The 24,381-nt window shown below is 63.9% G+C and carries 16 protein-coding genes; 9 read left to right on the top strand and 7 right to left on the bottom strand.

Annotation, left to right across the window (positions count from 1 at the left end; genetic code table 11):
* Positions 1 to 34 precede the first annotated feature (34 nt).
* The 3 genes from QX071_RS24380 to QX071_RS24370 are packed head-to-tail and all read left to right on the top strand — an operon-like array spanning position 35 to position 4,545.
* Positions 35 to 1,162, top strand: coding sequence for a serine protease (locus QX071_RS24380; protein WP_315706166.1), 1,128 nt, complete (start codon positions 35 to 37; stop codon positions 1,160 to 1,162).
* A gap of 28 nt (positions 1,163 to 1,190) precedes the next feature.
* Positions 1,191 to 2,432 (top strand): hypothetical protein, encoded by a 1,242-nt coding sequence (locus QX071_RS24375; RefSeq protein WP_315706167.1) that lies wholly within the window; start codon positions 1,191 to 1,193, stop codon positions 2,430 to 2,432.
* A complete protein-coding gene (locus QX071_RS24370) occupies positions 2,425 to 4,545 on the top strand; it encodes a tetratricopeptide repeat protein (RefSeq protein ID WP_315706168.1) in 2,121 nt (706 codons plus the stop codon). The genes QX071_RS24375 and QX071_RS24370 overlap by 8 nt, the downstream gene beginning before the upstream one ends.
* A 72-nt stretch (positions 4,546 to 4,617) precedes the next feature.
* Here the strand turns inward: QX071_RS24370 and QX071_RS24365 are convergent, their stop codons facing one another.
* The 5 genes from QX071_RS24365 to QX071_RS24345 form a co-directional block, all read right to left on the bottom strand.
* A complete protein-coding gene (locus QX071_RS24365) occupies positions 4,618 to 5,256 on the bottom strand; it encodes a VOC family protein (RefSeq protein WP_315706169.1) in 639 nt (212 codons plus the stop codon).
* Between the two features lie 505 nt (positions 5,257 to 5,761).
* Positions 5,762 to 7,288 carry an FAD-dependent monooxygenase gene (locus tag QX071_RS24360; protein WP_315706170.1) on the bottom strand — a complete coding sequence of 509 codons (1,527 nt, stop codon included), beginning with the start codon at positions 7,286 to 7,288 and terminating at the stop codon, positions 5,762 to 5,764.
* Positions 7,289 to 7,428: 140 nt separating this feature from the next.
* Positions 7,429 to 10,956, bottom strand: coding sequence for an error-prone DNA polymerase (locus QX071_RS24355; protein ID WP_315706171.1), 3,528 nt, complete (start codon positions 10,954 to 10,956; stop codon positions 7,429 to 7,431).
* Complete coding sequence (locus QX071_RS24350; RefSeq protein ID WP_315706172.1) at positions 10,953 to 12,545, bottom strand: DNA polymerase Y family protein; 1,593 nt, start codon at positions 12,543 to 12,545, stop codon at positions 10,953 to 10,955. Before QX071_RS24350 ends, QX071_RS24355 begins: the two co-directional genes overlap by 4 nt.
* Positions 12,439 to 13,233 (bottom strand): DNA repair protein, encoded by a 795-nt coding sequence (locus QX071_RS24345; protein WP_315706173.1) that lies wholly within the window; start codon positions 13,231 to 13,233, stop codon positions 12,439 to 12,441. The genes QX071_RS24350 and QX071_RS24345 overlap by 107 nt, the downstream gene beginning before the upstream one ends.
* A gap of 163 nt (positions 13,234 to 13,396) precedes the next feature.
* On the opposite strand from QX071_RS24345, the gene QX071_RS24340 reads away from it, so the two are divergent.
* From QX071_RS24340 to QX071_RS24330, 3 genes are all read left to right on the top strand, one after another.
* A complete protein-coding gene (locus QX071_RS24340) occupies positions 13,397 to 14,635 on the top strand; it encodes a putative DNA modification/repair radical SAM protein (protein WP_315706174.1) in 1,239 nt (412 codons plus the stop codon).
* A gap of 106 nt (positions 14,636 to 14,741) precedes the next feature.
* Entirely contained in the window at positions 14,742 to 16,244 is a 1,503-nt protein-coding gene (locus QX071_RS24335) for a UdgX family uracil-DNA binding protein (protein WP_315706175.1), read from the top strand.
* A 373-nt stretch (positions 16,245 to 16,617) separates the two neighbouring features.
* On the top strand, positions 16,618 to 16,857 hold the full coding sequence (locus tag QX071_RS24330) for a hypothetical protein (protein WP_315706176.1): 240 nt from the start codon (positions 16,618 to 16,620) through the stop codon (positions 16,855 to 16,857).
* Positions 16,858 to 16,958: 101 nt separating this feature from the next.
* Here QX071_RS24330 and QX071_RS24325 read toward each other — a convergent pair whose 3' ends face one another.
* The gene (locus tag QX071_RS24325) at positions 16,959 to 18,128 is read right to left on the bottom strand and encodes a M20 aminoacylase family protein (RefSeq protein ID WP_315706177.1); all 1,170 of its coding nucleotides are present in this window, start codon (positions 18,126 to 18,128) and stop codon (positions 16,959 to 16,961) included.
* 170 nt (positions 18,129 to 18,298) lie between these two features.
* Here QX071_RS24325 and QX071_RS24320 point away from each other — a divergent pair, with 170 nt between their 5' ends.
* Both QX071_RS24320 and QX071_RS24315 read left to right on the top strand, forming a co-directional pair.
* Entirely contained in the window at positions 18,299 to 19,918 is a 1,620-nt protein-coding gene (locus QX071_RS24320) for a GMC family oxidoreductase (RefSeq protein ID WP_315706178.1), read from the top strand.
* Between the two features lie 252 nt (positions 19,919 to 20,170).
* Positions 20,171 to 21,127, top strand: coding sequence for an IS110 family transposase (locus QX071_RS24315; protein ID WP_315701447.1), 957 nt, complete (start codon positions 20,171 to 20,173; stop codon positions 21,125 to 21,127).
* A 65-nt stretch (positions 21,128 to 21,192) separates the two neighbouring features.
* Here QX071_RS24315 and QX071_RS24310 read toward each other — a convergent pair whose 3' ends face one another.
* Entirely contained in the window at positions 21,193 to 22,929 is a 1,737-nt protein-coding gene (locus tag QX071_RS24310) for an adenylate/guanylate cyclase domain-containing protein (RefSeq protein WP_315706179.1), read from the bottom strand.
* Between the two features lie 504 nt (positions 22,930 to 23,433).
* Here QX071_RS24310 and QX071_RS24305 point away from each other — a divergent pair.
* On the top strand, positions 23,434 to 24,378 hold the full coding sequence (locus QX071_RS24305) for a metallophosphoesterase family protein (protein WP_315706180.1): 945 nt from the start codon (positions 23,434 to 23,436) through the stop codon (positions 24,376 to 24,378).
* Positions 24,379 to 24,381 lie beyond the last annotated feature (3 nt).

Here is a 24,381-nt window from a genome sequence, read left to right as displayed (position 1 = left end):
CGGCGATCCGTGCCGAGGCGATGGAGGAAGCCAGATGCCCGAGTTGCGCGGCGAGGACATCACGAAGCTCAGCAAGTCGCTCGCAAGCTCCCTGAATTTCGACGATCTCGAGGACTTCGTCCAAGCCAGCACGGGCGACCGCCTCTACGTGGAATATGTCGGTAAGGGAAAGCCACTAAGGCCAACGATCAGCGATCTGCTCAACGCGCTCGAAGAGCACGGCACGACCCCGCTTTTCCTTCACTACGTTCATGCGCGCCGCCCCGGGAAACCCGATCTGCAGCACCTGATCGAACAGCTCTGTCCGGAAGCGATCGGCGCAGTACCGGACCAAAGCATTACGCTGTCATTGCAGAAGGCAGGTCAGGTGCAGGCCGATGCACCGGCAAACGCCCTCGCTCCGGGCCTGCAGCGCAACATACGGCCCTACCTCGCCAAGCCCGACGTGCGCGTGTGGCTCGAGCGGGCAATTGAAATCTACCACCGCGTCTGCCGGATCGAGCGCGGCGGAAATGGCCTCGGCACCGGGTTTTTGGTCGGCCCGGATACCGTGCTGACCAACTGGCACGTCGTCAAGGATATCAAGGCCGAGGGCAAGCTGGCGGAGATCGGCTGCCGGTTCGACTACGTCAGGCTTGCGAACGGCACGCTGAATCCCGGTCACCTCGTGGCGCTACGCCCGGACGGCTGCCTCACGTTCTCGCCTTACAGCAATGCTGAAACGACGGCCAATCCCGAGGTACCCTCGCCGACCCCAGAAGAGCTCGACTTTGCGCTGCTGCAGTTGGAAGCCACTGCCGGGCAGCAGCAGGTTGATGGTGCGTGTCGCGGATGGATCGCGCTGCCGCGTGATGCAGCTCCACTACCGCGGGACGCGCCACTCTTGATCGTGCAGCATCCTGAAGGCGGGCCGATGAAGATGGCGATGGATACACAGGCCGTGATCGGTCCGAACGCCAATGGAACGCGGATCAAATACCTAGCGAACACCGATCCGGGCTCGTCGGGTTCCCCCTGCTTCACGATGGAGTGGGAGATCGTCGCCATGCATCATTATGGCGACCCGAACTGGCAGAGGCCGCTGTTCAATCAAGGGGTGCCGATCAACCTGATCCGCCAGCGCATCGAGGCGCAGGGCTTCGGGAACGCGCTCGGCAAGTGAGGACGTGCAATCGCGGGGAGAGCAAGCGATGGCCATACCGGCAAAATATCTCGATCTCGTGTCTGACGAGATTGCCAAGGCCTTTTCCACGGAGCAATTCGCAGAGATCGTGCTGGCCGCGACCGGCCACGAACTTTACAAGGAATATGCCAGCCCCACCGATCCTCTCCATCGCGCGGTCCGCCGGACGCTGGACCGCTTGATCGAGGATGGAACGGAACGCTGGCTGCTTATCCAAGTGCTCGTATCCGCGGTCGCCAACGAGCAACTGCGTCGACTGATCATCAAGGCCTCGCCGGAGACGCTCGCGGCGCTGCCGAAGGTGGATAACGGGGTCGATCGCGCCCTGCAAAGCCTCACTCTCGTGACGGCGATGGTGTTGAAACCCGAATTCCTGCCCGAACTCCAGCCGTCGCGCGACAAGATAGCCGCCATATCCGAGCAGATACGCACGCTAGCGGCTTTCAAGAACCTGCACGAATGCCTGCATGCGCTTCATCTCAAGCTCGCATTCAGGTCCGTCGCCGTCGACGATCTCGAGGGCCTGAAGAACATCGGGAACACTTGTACGGCCGCGCGCGCCGCAGCGGTGCCGCTCGGCGCCGCCGCAAGCGCCGAACTCGTCTGGATTGCCGAGCTCGACCGCTTGGCGGATGGGCTCGGCCCGGCGATCAAGACGGCGAATTCGTCCGCCACGCAAGAAGGATTCGGCGGCGTGCAACGCCTCGTCCGCCTTCAGCTCTCACGCCTGAACGCACGGATCTTCGATGCCGCTGACAAGCTGTCGCTCGACGAGTTGATTCTCGTCTTGCCGAGCGTGATCATGCTCGAAGAGTCCTTTGAGCAACTGTCGCATGCGATCCGTGACCTGAAGGCTACGGTCATGGCACGCGCACTGGTGCACAAAATCTGGCAGGATGCCGAAAACGAGCTCTCGCTGGTCGAGGATGTGCTCAGCACGCCCGCAACGAGCGCCCAGAAACTCATCGCGCAGAATTGGTACCGGCTGCACTCGCACGTCCAGTTGCTCGCCTCGCTCGATCCCGGGGCCGCGTGGGCGAAGGAGGCGATGACCTATTCGGACCGCGTCGACACGGAGCTGACCCGGGAGACACTCAGCGATACGATGAAGCCATCGTTCGACGCCTTCTGTCGTGTCCTCAAATTCCATTTCTTCGAGGTCGATGCCAAGCTGAAGGAAGATTGCGGTTCGCTCGGCAAATTCCACGAGCCGCTGAAATCGATAGTCGAGGAGATCGGCGATGTCTGAACTACCCGGCGATGCAGCGCGCGCGGCAGCGTTGAACAAACCCTTTTCATCGATGGCCGAACTCTGGCGCGCGCATCTCGACTTGCGATACACCCTCTCGAATGCCGAAAGGGGTGCTGCGGAGGCACCTCGGACGGCATCCGACATTCGCGCGTTCATCGTGCACGCGCGCGCGACCGGAACCATTCTTACGGACAAGAACGAACGTCAGACCGCTCAAGGCATCCTGGACTACTGGTCGACCGAACTGCTCAGCCTTCCGGCTGCGGCGGCAGAGGACTTCACTCCGGCGCTGCTGGAGCCCTTCGATAGCTCGCAGACTCCTCCCGCCGCCGGCGAGCCGACCCGCTCAGAGAAATTGCCGGAGGAAGAAGCGCGCGAGCTGATCCGCTTTGTGGCCACCGCGCGGCTGTGGCGAGACTCTGACAGGCAGCCCGGCTATCTGCTGAACGACGAGGAATCCATTGCTCAGGCGTCGCGCTTCAAACACCAGGACCCGGATGTCTTCGAACTGGTCGCGGAGAGCAAGATCGCCCTCAGCAAGAAACGAACGACCCAGCGCTTCCTCGCCATCGTCGGAATTCTGGGCCTGATGATCATTGGGATGCTTGGGGTCACGCTCTTTCAAGAGTCCCGCCTGCGTGAGGCGGATAGGAAAGCAGCCGCTCAGGAGTTACGTACGCGTGAAGCAGAACTGAGCGCGGCCACGTCCATCAACGCCGTCGAACGCATCCTGAAGGTGCTGTCCAAGCAAACCAGTGACCGAGCCATCCCGATTGCGGCCGCAGCGGAATTGTTCAAGGGCGCAGAGAGTATTCTTTCGTCCGGCGACCAGGAGCCCGACGGAAAGCGGCCTGAAGTGATCGAAGCGCACGCCAAGCTGCTCATACAGTTTTCGGATGTATACCTGGATGCAGGCGATTCCCGGACGGCGCTTGCGCTCGCCGAACAAGCGGAGAAACTGGCGGGCCAACTTACCGGGCAAGATCCCGGCAACGACGCCTGGCAGAGCCTGGTTTACAAGACCGCATTTCGTATCGGGGACATCGTCGTGAACTACGATATTGGAGCAGCGAAAGTAAAATATGACCTTGCGCTCAAGGTCGCGGAAACGTTTGCAGACAAGGATCCCAGCAACGTCGACCGACAGGCGGACGTCGCCTTGGTGATGAACAAGGAAGGCGACCTTGACCTTATGAAGGGCAACTGGGATTCTGCGCTGTCCCGGTACCAAAAGTCACTCGATATCGGCAAGGCGTTGAAGGGAGGGGAGCCGCAGCAAAATCCTGCCGCGCGAAAGATCGTAGGCGACGCGTGGGCGAGACTCGGAGGACTTTCCGCCGCCCAGGGACGTTATGACGAGGCCCTCAAGCAATATCAGGAAGCATTCAACATACGGAAGTCCTTGGCCGACGAGCATCCGGAGGAAGGCGTATATCAAGGCAATCTTGCAGCGGCCTATCATTTCATGGGCGGCGTATATCGGAACTATTACAGCGCGACCAAGAATGATGACCTGCTGGACAAGGCGCTGCAACAATATGGTGCAGCGCTCAAGATCAGGCAGGCGCGTGCGAACGTGGATCCCGGCAATGCCTCCTGGCAGGATTCGCTCCAGCAAGAGGAACTCGCGATTGCGGACGCGCTCTTACGGAAGCAGGACCTGGCGGGAGCCATGGAAAAGTACCGAACGGCGCTCGATATTCGGCAGGCACTGGTCGTCAAAGATCCCAATAACGCCGCGTGGAAAGCGAATCTTGCCAGCACCCATGATGGATTGGCCAGCGCTCTTATGCAGGATCAGCAATTTGATAGCGCGTTGAAGGAATACGACGCGGCTCTTGAGCAGCGGAAAGACCTCGCGGCGAAGTTTCCCGACGATCGCAGTCGCCAATCTCAGTTCGCCACCGCATATGAGCATAAAGGGGACGCGCTGGCGACACGAGGAAAGGCGCAGAAGAGTCAATCTGACCTCCGGGATGCTGGCGATGCCTATCAAGCCGGACTGACCGTCATTGAAGCATTCCTGCGCAAGGACCCGGGCAGCCGCCTGGAACCGGCGCGCGACCGGCTGCGGAAGAAGATGGATGCTCTGACATCAATCGCGCAGTGAAGCTGCAAGACGTGCGCGGGCTTTGGCCTCACCCGAGCCCCGTTGAACCTCTTGACCTGAGCGGCCTTATGCTCACGTGAGTTCCCTCACCCCGGCCGGTGTTTCGATCTGCGCACGATACCGCAGCTTGGAACCTCTCACGATGTCGGGCGCGCGGTCCACCTTCAGCGCGCGATACAGCGTCTCTATGGCGGCGGGGTTCGGATGTTCGAGAGCGAAGGATCGCAGGCGCGCACCGAGATCGGCAATTGTCGCCATCGCACGTGGCCTGCCACGCCTATCGATAATGGAAGGCGCCGCTCCGTCCAAGGGAAGAGAGCCGTCGTCCGGAATGGCGAAATCAAAGGACGAGTCGACGGTCGGAAGCGGGACCTTCTCTCCAAAGATGTGCCCGTGGGTTGCCAAGATCGCGTCGATCGCATCGGTTCGCGCGACCCAGGCTCGCAAACGCCGGCCCTCGTCCCAATCCAACTCGACCTTGGCCAGGTCATCCAGACCGAACCAGCGTCGGCGACTCAGCGTCCCCGCCTCCGGGTCGAGAGCAACGATCTCGAGGTAGACCGTGTCACCCAGCTGAAGCAGGTGATTGTGAGTGCCCATATAGGCGTGGCGTTGCCCAAACGGGACATCGAGATTGAGGCAGTTTCGAACGTGCAGGACACCTTCGGCCAAATTCGGAGCAATAACGGTGAGATGGTCGAGCTTGAGCATGTCTGCCGGACCGCCAGCAGCGGTGACGGACAGTAGCCTGTCGCGGAGCGACTAACGCAGCATGGCCCATTCAAGGCCGGTACCGACGATCGCGGCGACACTGACGAGCATGACTGCGATGAATAGAATTTCGGTCGTCGAGACCTTGTCCCACTGGATCATCATTTGACGCCTCACCCCCCGAATCATTCTCATGAGTATGAGGAATATCCTGCGCGAGCCAATTGTATTTTCGCCACAATCCCAATTCGATTCGCGAGTTTCCCCCGCGCGCTGCGGATGGGTCCGCGCGCGCCGAGGACGTCGAAATCGGAGGACAAGCCTGACCTGAGCAAGTATGGCATCTCGTGCGGCAAGAGGAATTGATCGCGGAGCTGGACCGGGACGGCCACGATACGAAGGACGCCAGAGCCATTCTGCAGACGCTTCGGACAAGTCAGGCCCTGCATCTGCAAGACCGCGACCGCATCCTGAAAGAGCTTGCCGAGTAAGAAGCTGCGCTGCGCTATACGCGGCTGGGCGCTCCGAACCAAGTGGTCAGCGCATCGGCAAGCCCGTGCCCGGCCCGATCTCCCACCCACGCGATATATCCGTCGGGCCGGATCAAAACAGCCATGGGTGCAGTGACAGCGCCGAGGACCGGAAGCTCCCACGCACCGGCATATGCGGCATCGATCTGTCGCACCCGGTCAGCCCAGGCTGTGATGTCGAGACCCGCGGGCTCACCGAGATTGAGCAGCACCGGCCGGGCGTCGTGCAACAGAGCGTAGAGCCGCAGCGATCCATTGGCGGTAACGAGATCGAGATCGGGCATGCGGCAGCCGAGGAGCGGATGTCCCTCGCCGAGATCGTAACGGATGTCGAGACCGGAGATCATGCCGGCGATCCGCTTGCGCGGTTCGTCCATCGTCAACAATTCGGACACGGTATCGCGCAATGCATCGATGCGGTCGCCGTGGCCTAGCAGCGGGGTCTGCGCCATCGTGTTGCGCAGGACGCGCGCCGCGACCGGATGACGCTCGGCGTGGTAGCTGTCGAGCAGGCTGTCCGGCGATGTGCCCTTGACCACCTGGGCCAGCTTCCATCCGAGATTCACCGCATCCTGCACACCGGCGTTGAGCCCCTGCCCGCCCACCGGAAAATGCACATGGGCGGCGTCGCCGGCCAGCAGGACCCGTCGATTCCGGTACGATGCCGCTTGCCTCGTCATATCGGTGAACCTGGAGATCCAGGTCGGGGTGCGGATTCCGTAATCTGTCCCATAGACAGCGATGAGTGCCTCGCTGAGATCGCGCAAGCCGGGCTCGCTGACGTATCCACGCTGTCCGACGTGCGGCTCGGTCACGAGAAGGCGCACGCGCTTGCCGTCTTCCAGGCGCGAGAAGGAATGAATGCCCTTGTCGTCGCGGCGTAAGCCCCACGCCGGCTCTTTCGTCACTTCGATCTCGGCGATCAGACAACTGATGGTCGGATCCCACCCGGGAAAATCGATGCCGGCTGACTTGCGAATGAGGCTACGCCCGCCGTCGCAGCCGACAAGATAATCCGCCCGCAGCGAGCGGCCGTCATCCAGCGCGATATCGACGCCGGTGTCGTCCTGCGCGATCGCAGTCACCTCGCGTCCGCGCTGGATCTCAACGCCGAGTTCGCCGACCCGGTCGGCCAGGATGCGCTCGATATGGCTTTGCCCCAGCGCGAGCCCGTAAGGATGCCGGGTGGGAAAGTCGCTGATGTCCAGCCGGATCCAGGCGAAGCTTGCGACCTGCGCGATCTGGCCCTGTGCCAGGAAACGATCGGCGATGCCGCGCTGATCGAGCACCTCGATGGTGCGCGCATGCAGACCGCCTGCGCGGGAGCCAACAATATCCTGGCTGGCGCGACGTTCGACGATCACGACGTCGACCTTCGCCAGCGCCAGTTCGGCCGCCAGCATCAGCCCTGTCGGGCCTGCGCCGACGATCACCACCGCATGATTGGTCACGTCGCTCCGCTCTGCGGCGCGCGCTGCAGACGTCGACAATGATGCACGCATTTCGTCACCCCATGGGTTGTGGCAGGGGCGGCGGTTCTACGGGATGAGCCGGGGCTTGAAGCAAGCCCCTTGCACGCCCCATATCAAGCTGGGAGGAGCGATGCTTCTCTCCGCGATGCCGCGATCGAGACGATCCCCCGCTAATGAAAATCGCGCGAGCGCGGCAGAATGCGAACGTTGCGGGGATGGCCGACCTTCTGGGCGGGATTGTCGTGATGCTGCCGGCGATCATCCTGCAGCGGTTCGGCCGGCATCGGACCATGCGGCACGGCCTGTGGGCCGAGGCGATCGTCTGAGAGCAATGACAGATCGGCGGAGCGATCGATCAGCCGTTCAGCGACAAGATGTACGACCTTTTCGGGGCTGCTCTGGATGTGGCCCTCGACCAGCACGAGCCGCGCGCCCATCACTTCTTTCCGGAAGCGCTCCATCACCTTCGGCCACACCACGATGTTGGCGATGCCGGTCTCGTCCTCCAAGGTCATGAATACGACGCCCTTGGAGCTGCCGGGCCGCTGGCGCACCAGCACCACGCCGGCGCAGCGCATGAAGCGCCTGTCATTGGCATCATTGACATCGCGACAGGCGATCACACCCTCACGCGCGAAGCGCTGCCGCAAGAATTCCATCGGATGCCCCTTCAGCGACAGGCGGATGGTCTGATAATCGGCGACCACCTGCTCCGCTAGCGGCATCTGCGGCAGCGGCTTTGCGCACTCGTCCGGCTGCTCGCGCGCCACCGCAGCCTCGAACAAGGGCAGCGGCACGTCATCCGGCAGCCGGCGGACAGCCCATAGCGCGGCGCGGCGGTCGAACCCGAGCGAGCGGAACGCATCGGCATCGGCGAGCAGCAGGAGCGCACGCTTGGGCAAGCCAGTGTCGCGGGCGAAATCCTCCAGCGAGGTGAACGGCCGGCGCGCACGTGCCTTGACGATGCGCTCGCCCCAGTCGTCGAGATCGTGGTTGTCGTTGTGCGCTGTGTTCACTTCGTCGTTCCGGGACGCATGCAGTGCGCCCCCGGAACCTCGAGCTTCCCGGTTCGATGCGCCTTGCAAAATAGCTCCGCCATTTTGTTGCGGCGCATCGCCCAGGAATGGCGACGTGGAGATAGCGGGAGCCTTATCCCCGAATGATGCCTGGAGCTGCTTCGATCGTTTCAACCCCTCCTCGTCCGGATCGATCCAGGAAAAGCCGTCGATCTGGCGAAAGCCGAGCCGCACGGCACAATATTTGCCGTCTCCCTCCTCCAGCGTGTTCTGCGCGAAACTGTAGGACACGTCGATGTCGCACACCTCGACGCCGTTCTTGCGGGCGTCGCCGACGATCTGCGCTGGCGCGTAGAAGCCCATCGGCTGCGAGTTCAGGAGCGCGCAGCAGAATGCGTCGGGATGGAAGCATTTCAGCCAGGAGGAGATGTAAACAAGCTGCGCGAAGCTCGCCGCGTGGCTTTCCGGAAAGCCGTAAGAGCCGAAGCCCTTGATCTGGTCGAAGCAGCTTTTCGCGAAGGCCGGGTCGTAGCCGCGCGCGATCATGCTGTTCACCATCTTGTCCTCATAGGAGCCGATGGTGCCGACATTGCGAAAGGTCGCCATCGAGCGGCGCAGGCCGTTGGCCTCCTCGGGCGAGAACTTCGCGGCTTCGATCGCGATCCGCATCGCCTGTTCCTGGAACAAGGGCACGCCGAGCGTCTTGTGCAGTACCTTGTAGAGCTCGTCCTTTGGGCCTCGATCGGGTGATGGCGACGGATAGCTGACGTTTTCGAGACCGTTGCGACGACGCAAGTAGGGATGCACCATGTCGCCCTGGATCGGCCCGGGGCGCACGATCGCGACCTCGATGACGAGATCGTAGAACTTGCGCGGCTTGAGCCGCGGCAGCATGTTCATCTGCGCCCGGCTCTCGACCTGGAATACGCCAAGCGACTCGCCCTTGCACAGCATGTCGTAGACCGCCGGCAACTCGCGCGGCACGGTCGCAAGCTCGTGGCGTTCGCCCTTGTGCCGCTCGATCAGGTCAAAGCTCTTGCGGATGCAGGTCAGCATGCCAAGCGCCAGCACGTCGACCTTCATCATGCTCAGCGCGTCGACATCGTCCTTGTCCCATTCGATGAAAGTGCGGTCCTCCATCGCGGCATTGCCGATCGGCACGTAGCTGTCGAGCCGGTCCTGGGTCAGCACATAGCCGCCGACATGCTGGGAGAGATGCCGGGGAAATTCGATCAGCTCGGCGGCGAGCTCGACCGCAAGGCCGACCATCGGATTTTTGGGATCGAGCCCGGCCTGCCGCACCTGCATCTCCGACAGCCCGTCGCCCCAGCTGCCCCACACGGTGTCGGCAAGCAGCGATGTGACGTCTTCCGTCAAGCCCAGCGCCTTGCCGACATCGCGGATCGCACTGCGTGGGCGATAATGGATCACGGTGGCGATGATCGCGGCGCGGTGGCGGCCATAGCGGCGATAGACATATTGCATCACCTCCTCGCGCCGGGAATGCTCGAAATCGACGTCGATGTCAGGCGGCTCCAGCCGCTCCTTGGAGATGAAGCGCTCGAACAACAGATCGACCTTGGTGGGATCGACCGAGGTCACGCCGAGTACGTAGCAGACCGCGGAATTGGCCGCAGATCCGCGGCCCTGGCACAGGATGCCACGGCTGCGCGCGTAGCGCACGATGTCGTGGACGGTGAGGAAGTAATGCGCGTAGTTGAGTTCGGCGATCAGCGCGAGCTCCTTCTTCAAGGTGGCGCGCAGCTTCTCGTCGATTCCGTCACCGAAATATTTTTCCGCGCCGTCCCAAGTCAGGTCTTCCAGATGCTGCTGCGCGGTCTTGCCGGGCGGCACGGGCTCGTCCGGATATTGATACTTCAACTGATCCAGCGAAAAGGTGATGCGGTCGGCAAAACGGACGGTCTCCGCGATCGCATCCGGGTGGTCGCGGAACAGCCGCGCCATCTCCTGCGCCGGCTTGAGATGACGCTCGGCATTGGCCTCGAGCTTGCGGCCGCCCGCCTCGATCGTGGTCTTCTCGCGGATGCACGTCAGCACATCCTGGAGCGGACGTCGCGCGGGATGATGATAGAGCACGTCATTGGTCGCGATCAGCGGCACGTGAGCTGAGGCGGCAAGCCGCGCAAGCCGAGCCAAACGCCGGCGGTCATCGCCGCGATAGAGCAAACTTGCCGCCAACCACACGCCCTCAGCCTGGCTCTCTTGCAGGCGCACCAGGACCTTGCGCAAGCCGGCTTCCTCAAAGCGATGTGGTGGCATCACCACCAGGAGCTGGCCTTCGGCAAACTCCAGGAGATCATCGAAAGCGAGATAACAGGCGCCCTTCTCGACCTTGTCGGTGTCGTCGCCGCGCTTGCCGCGGGTCAGGAGCTGGCACAGCCGGCCATAGGCGGCGCGATCGCGCGGATAGACCAGGATGTCTGGCGTGCCGCAGGTGAAGACGATGCGCGCGCCATAGAGCAGCTTCGGCCGGTAAGGGAGCTTGTCATTGTCGAGTTCGGCATAGGCGCGGACGATACCGGCGAGCGTGTTGCGGTCGGCGATCCCGATCGCCTTCAAGCCATAGATGGCGGCCTGCTGCACATAGTCCTGCGGATGGGAGCCGCCGCGCAGGAAGGAGAAATTGGTGGTGATGCCGATCTCGGCATATTCGATGCTCATGCGAATAGACCGTGCATGTACCAGGCGGGCTGCACGACTCTGCCCGGCTGCTGCTCGATCTCGCGGTCGTAGAGGCCGTCGCGATAGAGCCAGAACCGCAAACCGTTCTCGTCCTCGACGCGAAAATAGTCGCGCGTCAGCCCCTGCCCATCCGGCCGCCACCATTCCATCGCGATCCGCTCCGGCCCTTCGGCACGCACGATCGCATGTGCGGCACGCCGCCAGACGAAGCGCGCGGGCGGCCCATCCGGCACCTGCGCGATCACCTGAATTTCCTCAGGACAGTCAAAAAGCCGCAAGGGCCGCAGCGGCGGCTCGCCCTCGACGCGCGCGGGCCAGTCGGCCTTCGAAGCCGCAACAAGCTGCTGCTGCGCTGGAGCCGGCAGGCTTGCGCGCTCGGGAATGTGGGTATCCACAGGCAGATGCACGATGACGCGCTTGCCCCCGATCCGCGCAGCAATACGATCGATCAGCGCGGCGATCTCGTCATTATCATGAACATGGGCGTCGAGATCGCGCTGCTCCTGCACCACGAGCTCGCTGCGGCTGGCGCACAACCGGATCAGGTCGAAGCCGAAGCCGGGATCGAGCGGATCGCTCAAGGCGTCCAGCCGTTCGCGAAACAGCCGGTCGATCACGCGCATCTCCGTCACCGGCCGGCCGGTATCGACCGCGATCATGCGCACCACACCGTCGGTGCGGAAGAAATAAGCCTCCAGCCGCCGCGCGCCCTTGCCTTGCTGCGCCATCGCAGCCACCAGCATGGATGCGAGGCTCGACAGGCTCGCGGCGATGACGGTGTCGGTCGCCACCGGTTCGGCAAAGCGCTTCTCGACGATGTAGTCCGGCGGCGGCTTGCGCGGACTGATCGGCGCATCCGCTTCGCCCAACGCCTGGGCCAGCACGCGCGTGAAGACCGCGCCGAAGCGCGCGGTGATCTCGTGGCGGCCGCGGGATGCGACATCGCCGATGGTCTTCAACCCCGCGCGGCGCAGCCCCAGCGTGATCGCCTCGCCGGCGCCGAGTGCCACCACCGGCAACGGACTGACGACAGCCGCCTCCTCACCGTCAAGCACGATGCGGCCGTGGACATGGTGGTTCAAGGTGCGCGCACAGATCGCATTCGACGCGATCGCAGCCGACACGGTGAAGCCGCGCGCGGTCAGCGCGTCGCACAAGAGCTTCATCAGCATGGCCTCACCGCCGAACAGATGGGCGCAGCCGGTAACATCGAGCGCCAGACCATGCGGCGGGTCGAGCGCCACCAGCGGCGTGAAGCGGTCGCACCAATCGGCGATGTCCTCCAGCGTCTTGGTATCCGCCGCGGTATCGGCTTCGTGCACCAGGAGGTCCGGACAGATGGCGCGGGCATTGGCGAGCGGCAGGCCATGCGTCAGGCCCCAGCGGGCCGCCGCCTCGTCGAGCGAATGGATCAAAAGCGCGTTGCCGTCCTTGATGACGACGACGTTCGGCTTGCCGTCATCAGGCGTGGCGCTTGTGGATGCCAGCTTTCGCTTGATGCGATCGATCGGCAGGCGCGGCAGCCACAGGCTGAGGATCCGCCGCCGGTTGGCTGAAACACTGGTCATCGCAGGTCCACTCCATGATCCATCGCCCGGTCTGGCCGTGACGGTTGCGAACAAGCTCGGCATCGAAGCGCGGCGCGCCCCACGCGGTCCAAGACGCCCCGGGCAAAGACGGCGCGGTGCGCAACATCCAGCGCGTTTCGGCGGTCGAAGGGACGGGCTCGGCGGCGATCCGCAACATCAACCCGGCGACGCCGGACGCTTGTGCCGCCAGCGTCAGCTTGCGGCTGGCGACGAGATCGAACTTCTTGGTCTCGCCCCAGACCTCGATCATCACGGCGCCGAGCGCATCGCAGGCGAGCGCATCCGCGCCTGTGCGCAGCGCCGTTTCGAGATCGGGCGCACGCACCGTCACCAGCAGGCGTGGATCGAGGCCGAGTTCGGCCAATCCACATGGCGACAGCGCGCCGCTCTCCCGTTCGGCAAAATCCTGCCTGATCCAGATCAGCGGCCGCCGCGCCGAGACGCGCGCCGCAAGCCCAAAGACAAAGCCGGTTGCGGCTGCCGCCTGCGTTCCGCTCGGCGCAAACACTTCGTGCAATGCGCCGGTGGCGAGCCCGCCCTGCAAGGTCGCGTCGACCTCGTCATGGCCGAGCGCGACACGGCGCCCCTCCAGCGTGCCCTCGCCCGCCTCGAGGCGGGCGATGCCGCTGCGCAGGCGCGCAAGCGTGTCCATGCGTGCGCCGGTCATGCGTCGCCGCTCCTTCTCGCCCCGTTACAGGTCCTTGCGGTTGAACCCGCAACGAACCTCTTTGTTCATGATACGTTCTAATATAAAGCTAACGCCTTGCGATGAGTCAATCGGGATTGACCCGGACGAGATTCACGCAACGGAATCAAAGGGATTCAGGCCGATGGAGCTGCTACGCAAACTGGAGATCCTGGCCGATGCCGCCAAATACGATGCCTCCTGCGCCTCCAGCGGTACCGAGATGCGGGATTCCAGCGACGGCAAGGGTCTCGGCTCGACCGCGCCCGGCATGGGCATCTGTCATTCCTATGCGCCCGACGGCCGCTGCATCTCGCTGCTCAAGATCCTTCTTACCAATGCCTGCAATTACGATTGCCTCTATTGCGTCAATCGCGCTTCCTCCAACGTCCCTCGCGCACGCTTCACGGTGGATGAGATCGTCAAGCTCACCATCGACTTCTATCGCCGCAACTACATCGAGGGCCTGTTCCTCTCCTCCGGCATCATCCGCAGCCCCGACTACACGATGGAGCAAGTGGTGTCGGTCGCGCGCAAATTGCGCGAGGAGCATCGTTTCCGCGGCTACATCCATCTGAAGACGATTCCCGAAGCGGACGAAGCGCTGATCGCGGAAGCCGGCAAATATGCCGACAGGCTCAGCATCAATATCGAGATGCCGCTGGAGACGAGCCTCGCCAAACTCGCACCGGAAAAGAACCAGCGCGCGATCCGCCGCACCATGGGGCGGCTCCGGCTCAAGCTCGACGAAGCGGATGAAGCCAAAAAGGCGATCCGCAAGGCCCGGCCGCCGCGCTTTGCGCCCGCAGGCCAGAGCACGCAGATGATCGTCGGCGCCGACAGCGCTAACGACCGCACCATCCTGGCGACCTCGGCCAATCTCTACGGCGCCTACAAGCTGAGGCGTGTCTACTATTCCGCCTTCAGTCCGATCCCGGATGCCAGCCGCGCGCTGCCGTTGCAGGCGCCGCCCCTCGCGCGCGAGCACCGGCTCTACCAGGCCGACTGGCTGATGCGCTTCTACGGCTTCGACGCCGAGGAAATCGTCGACGAAGGCGAAGGCATGCTGCCGCTCGACATCGACCCCAAGCTCGCCTGGGCGCTGCGCCACCGCGACCGCTTTCCGCTCGACATCAACACGGCGAGCCGCGAGGAGCTGTTGCGCGTGCCGGGCTTCGGCACCCGCACGGTCGAGCGCATTCTCACCATGCGCCGCGCGACCTCGATCCGGCTCGCCGACCTCACCCGACTGCACGTGGCCCGGAACAAGGCGCTGCCGTTCATCGTTCTCTCAGACCATCGTCCGTCTCGCGGGCTGCTTGATGCCGCCGGGCTGCGGACGAGGCTTCAGCCGAAGCCGCAGCAATTGGGATTTGGATTCTAACCGAGCCGTCATTGCGAGGGACGAAGCCCCGAAGCAATCCAGGAGCCAGACAACGATTCTGGATTGCTTCGTCGCCTTCGGCTCCTCGAATGACGGGAGGAGACAGATGCACATCGTCACCCTCGACAGCAACACCGACTTCGACGGCTGGCGCAAGGCGGCGCGGGCGTTGGCGACGAACGACGTCAAGCCGGCGGAGGTGACCTGGCGCGTGCGAGGCGCGACGGCTGACCTGTTCGACGATCAGGCCGAGACGACGCTGCCGGAGGTCCCGGAGGGCACGTTCTCGGTGCCGGCGTCATTCGTCGAATTGGCGCAATCCGCCATCCTGCATCGCGATCCCAATCGCTTCGGCCTGCTCTATCGGCTGTTGTGGCGCTTGCGCGCCAATCACGACCTCATGACCATCGCGACCGATCCCGATGTCGCCCAGGTCAATGCGATAGCGCGGGCGGTGCGCCGCGACGAGCACAAGATGCACGCCTTCGTCCGCTTCCGCGAGATCGGCCGGGAACGCGAGACGCGTTACGTCGCCTGGTTCGAGCCGGAGCACCACATCGTCGAACTCGCCGCCCCCTTCTTCGCCCGCCGCTTCGCCGACATGCCCTGGTCTATCCTCACCCCCGACCTCTGCGCGCATTGGGACGGCAGCCGAGTCAGCTTCACGCCCGGCGTGAGCAAAGCTGAGGCGCCGTCTGAAGATCGGCTCGAGGAGGTCTGGCGGCGCTATTATGCGAGCATTTTCAATCCTGCACGGCTGAAAGTGAAGGCGATGGAGAAGGAGATGCCGAAGCGATATTGGCACAACCTGCCCGAAGCCTCCCTGATCAAGCCGCTGATCGAAACCGCCGCCCAGCGGGCGAGCGCGATGATCGCCGAGCCCGGCACCGAAGCGCACAAAGCGCAGAAACGGGTTGAGGAGACAGTGATGGCCCGCAAGCCCAAAGCTCAAACTAAGGCTCACGAAACTAAGGCTCATGCATCCAAGCCGCACGAGACCGATGCCGCCGCTCTTGAGACGTTGCGTGAAGAAGCTGCCTCTTGCCGCGCCTGCCCACTGTGGAAGAACGCCACCCAGACCGTGTTCGGGGAAGGGCCGGCGCACGCCCCGATCATGCTGGTCGGCGAGCAGCCCGGCGACAAGGAAGACCTCGCGGGCCAGCCGTTCGTCGGCCCGGCCGGGCAGATGCTCGACCGCGCGCTGGACGAAGCCGGTATCGACCGCACCAAGGTCTATGTCACCAACGCGGTGAAGCATTTCAAATTCGTGCCCCGCGGCAAGATCCGCCTGCATCAGAAGCCGACGACGCCGGAGATCAAGGCCTGCCGGCAATGGTATGAGCGCGAGCTTGCCGCAATCCGCCCAGCCCTCGTCGTCGCGCTCGGCGCGACCGCCGCGCAATCCGTGTTCGGCAAGATCACTCCGGTCAACAAGAGCCGCGGCCATGTGGTGGACCTGCCCGACGGGGTCAAGGCGATGGTGACGGTCCATCCCTCCTATTTGTTGCGATTGCCCGACGCGGATGCCAAGGCGCGCGAATATCAGCGCTTCGTCGAGGACCTGCAGATCGCTGCGCATGCGATGAAGCGGTCGGTTCGGGCAGCGTAGTCGTCGAAAATCTTCGTAGCCAAATACCGGGAATGAGCTCGCCGGCCCGTGTCCTGTTCGGTCTTTATCTTTGAGTTGGGTCAAAACCCCGCCGCCAGCACGAACTATCGTCCAGTTCAGATCCGAACGGCCTGCAAGGTGCTCGGATCGCGGGGTCGGATCATTCCGAACCGCAGGACAGGGCGAATGGCACACGGGCGAGGCTGGCTTCGATGCAGCTCGCCTGCTGTTCGCCGGGAGCTCCGCCGTGCGATCTGCCACGAGCAGTCCAGAGTAAGCGCGTCATCAGCATCCGGGCACGACGGCCGCGCGGAGCCACTGTGCGAGTCTCGGCGCCTTTTCACATGAGCAGCGAATCAGCGGAGAGAGACGGATGAGACAGCCTGGATTGGATCACCGCCATCGTGACAAGAATGGCGAAATCAGCAGAAAGCACGGCAACACCCTGATCCGCACGCTGCGCACGATCTACGGCCCCGGCTTTGCGAAGGGAGCCGCCGACTCGGACAGGCTCGCAGACGTGCTACACCGCATCGACGAGGAGTCGCTCTCGCAGCTGGTGCATCATCATGAGCGCGGCGAACTGGACGACAAGATCAAGAACGCGGCGTGAGTGCGCGACTCCTCGGACCGACAAAGCGATCGACCCCATCGGCACCGCTACGATGCCGACGGGACGTCGCAAGGTGATGGCGAGCTTGAGACCGCTCCGGCTCACGCCGCCAGCGTGTTCTCCACGAGCTTGATGAAGTAGGACGTGCCGTAGACGATCGCCTCGTCGTTGAAATTGTAGGCGGGGTGATGCAGCCCGGCCGAGTCGCCATTGCCGATGAAGATGAAGGCACCGGGCCGCGCCTCCAGCATGTAGGAGAAATCTTCCGCGCCCATCATCGGCGGCATCTCATGTACATTGGTCTCGCCCGCGACCTCCTTGGCGGCGCGCAACGCGATCTCGGTCTGCTCGGCATGATTGACCGTCACCGGGTAGCCACGCGTATAGGTGAGGTTGATCTTGGCGCCGGTGATCTGGGCCGTGCCCGCAACCACCTCGCGCACGCGTTTCTCGACGAGATCGCGGATCTTCGGCGTCAGCGTTCGCACCGTGCCGCGCAAAGTCGCCGTCTGCGGAATGACATTGCGGGCGTTGCCGGCGTGGAATTCGCACATCGAGACCACCGCCGACTCCAGCGGGTCGACATTGCGCGAGACGATCTGCTGCAACACCGTGACCAGCTGCGCGCCGACCAGAAGCGAATCGATGCAGTTGTGCGGCTTGGCCGCGTGGCCGCCATGGCCTTCGATGGTGATGTCGATGTTGTCGGTCGCGGCCATCAACGGACCCGGCCGGATCGCAAACGCACCGACCGGGATGCCGGGGCCGTTGTGCATTCCATAGACCTGGTCGATCTTGAAGCGCTCCATCAGGCCATCCTTGATCATGGCATGGGCGCCGCCGCCACCCTCCTCGGCCGGCTGGAAGATCACGGCGACCTCGCCGGCGAAATTGCGGGTCTCGGCGAGGTAGCGGGCCGCGCCCAGCAGCATCGCGGTGTGGCCGTCATGGCCGCACGCATGCATCTTGCCGGGTGTCTTGGAGGCATAAGACAGGCCGGTGGCCTCCTCGATCGGCAGCGCGTCCATGTCGGCGCGCAAGCCGATCACCTTCACCTCACCGTTGCCCGGCTTCCTGCCCTTGATCACGCCGACCACGCCGGTCTGGCCGAGGCCCGTGGCGACCTCGTCGCAGCCGAATTCGCGCAGCCGCTCGGCCACGAACGCCGCGGTCCGATGCACGTCGTAGAGCAGCTCCGGATGAGAATGGATATCCCGCCTCCAGGCCTGGATATCGGGCTGCAGATCGGCGACGCGATTGACGATAGGCATAGGAAATTCTCGTGATCCCTGTTGGCATTGAGGCCTGTGTAGCATGCAAGATGCACACCGCCCAACCGATAGACGTCCGCGAGCAATGCGGCCATGCGCATGAAGATGGACTTGTCCCCCGGCCATCCCGCTGACTAAAACCGCCGCAAGCAGACCAGGGAAGGACGCCGATGCCAAGGCAGCTCGAGGGACAATTCGACTATATCGTCGTGGGCGCCGGCACGGCCGGCTGCATCCTGGCGAACCGGCTCTCGGCCGACCCGACCAAGCGCGTCCTGATCCTGGAAGCCGGCGGCAACGACAACTGGATCTGGTTCCATATTCCGGTCGGCTACCTCTTTGCGATCGGCAATCCCCGCTCCGATTGGATGTTCCGGACCGAGCCGGAGCCGGGGCTCAACGGCCGCTCGCTGGCCTATCCCCGCGGCAAGGTGATCGGCGGCTGCTCCGCCATCAATGCGATGATCTCCATGCGCGGCCAGGCGGCCGATTACGACCATTGGCGCCAGCTCGGCCTGGCCGGCTGGTCCTATCAGGACGTACTGCCGGTATTCCGGCGGCTGGAGGACCACTTCCTCGGCGAAAGCGAACACCATGGCACCGGCGGCGGCTGGCGGATCGAGGCTCCGCGCCTGTCCTGGGCCGTCCTTGACGCGGTCGGCGACGCCGCGGAGGAGATGGGCATCCGCCGGATTCCTGATTTCAATACCGGCGACAACGAGGGCGTCAGCTATTTCCATGTCAACCAGAAGCGCGGGCGGCGCTGGTCGTCAGCACGGGGCTTCCTCAAGCCGGCACTGAGCCGTCCCAATTTGCGGCTGGAGACGCATGTGCTGGTCGAGCAGCTGATCGTCGAGAACGGACGCGCGGTCGGCGTGCGCTTCATCCAGAACGGCGAGACGATCGAGGCACGCACGCGAGGAGAAGTCATCCTCAGCGCCGGCGCGATCGGGTCGGTCCAGGTGCTGCACCGCTCCGGCATCGGGCCGGCGGAGTGGCTCAGCCCGCTGGGGATCGACGTGACGCTCGACAAGCCTGGCGTCGGGCGCAACCTGCAGGACCATCTGCAGCAGCGCGCGATCTACAAGGTCACGGGCGTCCGCACGCTGAATGAGACCTATTACTCGCTATTCCGCCGCGGCCTGATGGGGCTGGACTACGCCCTCCGCCGCCGCGGCCCGCTCACCATGGCGCCATCGCAGCTGGGCATCTTCACCCGCTCGGACTCGACGCGCGACCGCGCCAATATCCAGTTTCACGTGCAGCCGCTCTCGCTCGACAAGTTCGGCGATCCCCTGCACCGCTTCCCCGCGATCACGGTCAGCGCCTGCAATCTGCGTCCGACCTCGCGGGGCACCGTGCGGATCCGCTCGGCCAAGCTGGATGAGGCGCCGTCGATCGCGCCGAACTATCTGGCGACCGAAGAAGACCGCCAGGTCGCGGCCGACGCCATCCGCGTCACGCGCAGGCTGATGAAGCAGAAGACGCTGGCGCGCTTCAACCCGGTCGAATTCCTCCCCGGCCCTGCCGTCGGCGACGACGACGCGTCGCTGGCGAAGGCGGCCGGCGATATCGGCACCACGATCTTCCACCCCGTGGGCACGGCCAAGATGGGCACCCGCGACGATCCCATGGCCGTCGTCGACGAACGTCTGCGCTTCCATGGCATCGCGGGGCTTCGGATCGCAGACGCCTCGATCATGCCGACCATCACCTCGGGCAACACCAACACGCCGACCGCGATGATCGCGGAGAAAGCCGCGGCAATGATTTTGGAGGATGCGAAGTAGTCTCTCTCGATCGTCATTCCGGGGCGCCCGCAGGGCGGACCCGGAATCCATTTCACCACCGTCTGCAAGGCCAAATGGATTCCTGTATCTGACCGGGTGTCACTGTCATAGTGGCGGCGGGTAGAGACAGCTCGTTGGATTCCCGGTTGCCTCGGCGACCGTAACCCGGCTTGGGCGTCTCCGCTTGCCTTGTCTGATCGAACAGTCGCATGAGCGCCGATTTCCGGTAGCTCGCATACAGGTCTGATCCCCATGACAGCTCAGTCTCTTGCGCTCGCGGCCGGCATCGATGTCGGTCAGCGCTTTCTTGATGTCGGCCTTGCTCCCTCGGGCAAGACTTTCCGGGTTGCCAACGCTGCCGAAGGCGTTGCCGCCGTGGTCGAGCGGTTGACCCAGGCCGGCGTCGGCCGTGTCGTGCTGGAGGCGATCGGCCCCTATGCCCGGCAACTCGTCAGCGCTCTCGGCGCGGCCGGGTTCGAGGTCGGTCTCGTCAATCCGCGCCGCATCAAGGCATTCCGTGAGTTTGAAGGGCGCCGTGCCAAGACCGACAGGCTGGACGCGCGGCTGATTGCGCGCTTCGCTCTCGCCATGACCGACGCCATTCGCCCATTGCCATCCGCCGAGCAGCTGACGCTCAAGGCCCTCACCACACGTCGTCGCCAGCTCACGGAAATGATCGCCATGGAGAAGACACGGCTGAAACAAACCGCCGAGCCACTCCTATTGGACAATCACCGTGCCACCATCTCTGTTCTGACGACCCAGTGCCGCCAGATCGAGACCGAACTCGACCGCCGGATCGCCGCCGATCCGCAGCTTGCCTGCAGCTTCGAGATCCTCACCTCGATCCCCGGGATCGGCGAGCGCGTGGCCACTGTGCTGATCACCGAACTGCCTGAGATTGGCCGCGTCGATCGCAAGGCTGTCGCCAGCCTGGCCGGCCTCGCGCCGCATGTCAGCCAGTCCGGCAATGCGCCGCCCCGTGCCGCCATCTCGGGCGGCCGCCCTTGCGTGCGCACGGCGCTCTACATGGCCGCCCTCGTCGCCAGCCGTCACAATCCCCGAATGAAAGCCGCCTACCAAGCCCTGCGAGAACAGGGCAAGCCCGCCAAGCTCGCCCTCATTGCCATCGCCCGAAAGCTGTTGGTCACCGCAAACACCATGGTCAAAAACAACACCCGATATACCCAGCAATCGCTTGACAGCTAAGACAGTCGCCGGGTTCACGCTTCGCGTGCCCCGGAATGACGATCTCAAAAAGCTCCGCCAGCCCCCTATTTCCGCTCCAGCCTCCAGGCCCCGTCCCAGTCCGACCCGGGCGGATTTTGCTTCAGGCCTTCGATGCGCGCGACCAAAGCCAGCGAGGGACCATCTCCAGGCGCCACCTCGAGCGCGGCCGTAAAAGCGGCGAGCGCCTCATCCCAGCGCTGCGCCCGGTAGGCGGCGAGGCCTTCGTCGTAATGGTCGCGCAACAGTTCCTGCTCCGGCGTCAGGCCGCCTTTCGCGCCCATGATCTCGAACACGGTCTGCGGTTGGGTCTGGCCGAGCACGACGATCCTGTCGATCTCCCGGACCTCGATCACTGCTTCCCCCGCTTCGGCGGTCGCCTCCGAGATCAGGCAGCGGCTGCCGTAGAGCTTGTTGGCACCTTCCAGGCGCGAGGCCAGATTCACGGTGGCCCCCATGACCGTGTAGTTCATCATGAACGCCGAGCCGATGCTGCCGACCAGGGCCTCACCGGTCGCGATCCCGATCCGAAGGTCGCACTCGGCCGGAATCGTACGCACGCCGAGCAGCTCGGGTAGCGCCTTGCGCAGGCCGGCGACGCGTCCCACCATGTCAACCGCCGCAAGACAGGCGAGGTTTGCCTGCTCAGCCTCTTCAACGAAGGGCGGGCCCCAATAGGCCATGATCGCGTCGCCGATATATTTGTCGATGATGCCGCGATGGGCGTGAATCGGCTCCGACATCGTCGACAGATACAGGTTCATGATCTTGACGAGGCCTTGCGGCGTCACGCCTTCACTGAGCGTCGTGAACCCTTTCATGTCGCAGAACATCACGGTCATGGTGCGGCGCTGGCCGTCGGCGGCCGCAAGTGCCGGCTGATCGAGCAATCCTTCGGCGACCCGCGGGTCGATATACCTGCCGAAGGTCTCCCTGATCTGCTGATTCTGCCTGAGACGTTCGATCATGCGGTTGAAGGCGGCCGAAAGCTGGCCGATCTCGTCCCTGGTGGTGATGCTGATCGGCTGATCGAGCCGGCCGGCTTCGACCTCCCGCGTCCCTTCGAGCAGCCGCATCACCGGCTGGGTGATGCCGCTGCCGACCAGCATCGCGAAGACGAAGCCCAGCACCGAGGCGATCGCCGTCACCGCGGCCGAAATCGCGATCGCGTGCCGCTGTTCACTGACAACGGTGGCGGCGCTGGCTTCGACCTGGCCCAGCATGTCGGCGCGGATGCCGTCGATCCGGCCGTTGAACTCGTCCCGTAACTGGTCGACTTCCGCCATCATGCGAGCGGCCTCGGGAAAATCATGCGCGTCGAGCCGCTCGATCACCCGCGCACTGTCCTCGTTCACGCGGCGGCGCAGATCGCTCATGGTCGCCTCGATCCGGGCGTCCAGCCGCCCCAGCGCGGCGTTGTCCGATGGCGTGCTGGGATCCTCGATGATCGCGTTGATGAGCTGACGCGCCGCCGCGGCCTCACGGGCAACATCGGCATCGAGCTCCTGGAATCGCTTCAATTGCTCGGCATAGGAGGCCTGGTCCGGTGCGGCTTCCATCATCCGCGCGCCCATCATGCGACGCAGCGCAACCGAACGTTCGAGCGACTTGATGTTCACCCGCGCCAGATGGCCGTAGGCCGGAATGTATCTGCCGGTCAGCTCTTCGAGCAGATGGCCGACCCTGCTGGCCAACACCATCGACAGGATGGACGTGATCACCGCGAGGACGATCAGTCCGGCCGCGATGCCGATGATCTTCTGCCTGATCGATTTGCGAAACATGACGAGCGCCCCCCCGATTCCGAGGTTCGCATCCTATCGCGGCAAACCCGTTTGCGAACTATCGAAGAGCGCTAACAACTCATTGATCGTTAAGGAAGATCGATTGGGACCGTGCCTTCGCCGCGGCTTCCCTGATAACCGACCCGTCAGCGCCAAACGAGCGCAGCAGCCTGGACCAGACGACAATGCCGCCCGTACGACACGGGCGGCATGACGCGATACTGAGCTCCGAACGCGCGAGGCTTAGCCGACGGAGCTGACAATCGGCTGACAATTGCACGACAGGCGGGAGGCCGGCAGACTGACGAGAAGATCGGGGAAAAGACCTCGTCCATCATCGGCATGTCAACGAGATGTGCCTGGCGGGCCCACCTCCTTTGACCTGAGGTCCGCGTTACCTCACAAGCACGTCATCCGCGGCTCAAAGCAGCCGGGCGGGAATAAAGCAGCTCTCCGACCGATCTCCTCGCCCGCTAGCCCAATGCTGGGCCGAAGGAGAGCGCGATGAGCCATCACGATCACGACGAGGAAAGCGGCGTCAACCGCCGCAAAGTGCTGGAATGCATGACCTGGGCCGGTACCGGCGTGCTCTGGACCATCGCGGGAGGCGTGCCGCGCTCGCTTGGACTGGTCGATGCGGCCAAAGCCGCCCAACAGGCCTCCCCCCTTACCTTCCTGCAGATCAGCGACAGCCATGTCGGCTTCGACAAACCCGCCAATCCGAATGCACTGGGCACGCTGGAGGAAGCGATCCAGAAAGTCGGCGCGATACCGGTCAAGCCCTCCTTCATGATCCACACCGGCGACATCTCGCATCTGTCCAAGGCGTCCGAGTTCGACGACGCCGACCGCATCATCTCGCAGGCCAGGCTCGACGTGCATTATGTGCCGGGCGAGCATGATTTCCTCGACGAGGAGGTCAAGCTCTACAAGGAACGTTACGGCAAGGGGACGCGCGGCGCGGGCTGGTACTCCTTCGACGCCAGCGGCGTTCATTTCATCGGTCTCGTCAATGTCGTCGACCTCAAGGCCGGTGGCCTCGGCAATCTCGGTGCCGAGCAACTCGAATGGCTCGAGGGCGATCTGAAGGGCCGTTCGAAATCGACGCCGATCGTCGTGTTCGCGCATATCCCACTGTGGACCGTCTATCCGCAATGGGGCTGGGGCACCGAGGACGGCGCGCGGGCGCTCGATTATCTGAAGGGCTTCGGCTCGGTCACCGTGCTCAACGGCCATATTCACCAAGTGATGCAGAAGGTCGAAGGCAACGTCACCTTCCACACCGCGCGCTCCACCGCCTTCCCGCAGCCGGCGCCCGGCACGGCGCCCTCGCCCGGCCCGATGAAGGTGGAGGATGCCAGGCTGCGCAGCCTGCTCGGCATCGCCAGCATCAATTTCAAGCTCGGCGACGAACGGCTCGCCATTATCGACACGCCGCTGCAGGGCTGAAGG

The organism is Bradyrhizobium sp. SZCCHNS1022 (assembly GCF_032484835.1).
Lineage (GTDB): Bacteria > Pseudomonadota > Alphaproteobacteria > Rhizobiales > Xanthobacteraceae > Bradyrhizobium.
This window is presented reverse-complemented; position numbering and strand designations above follow the sequence as displayed.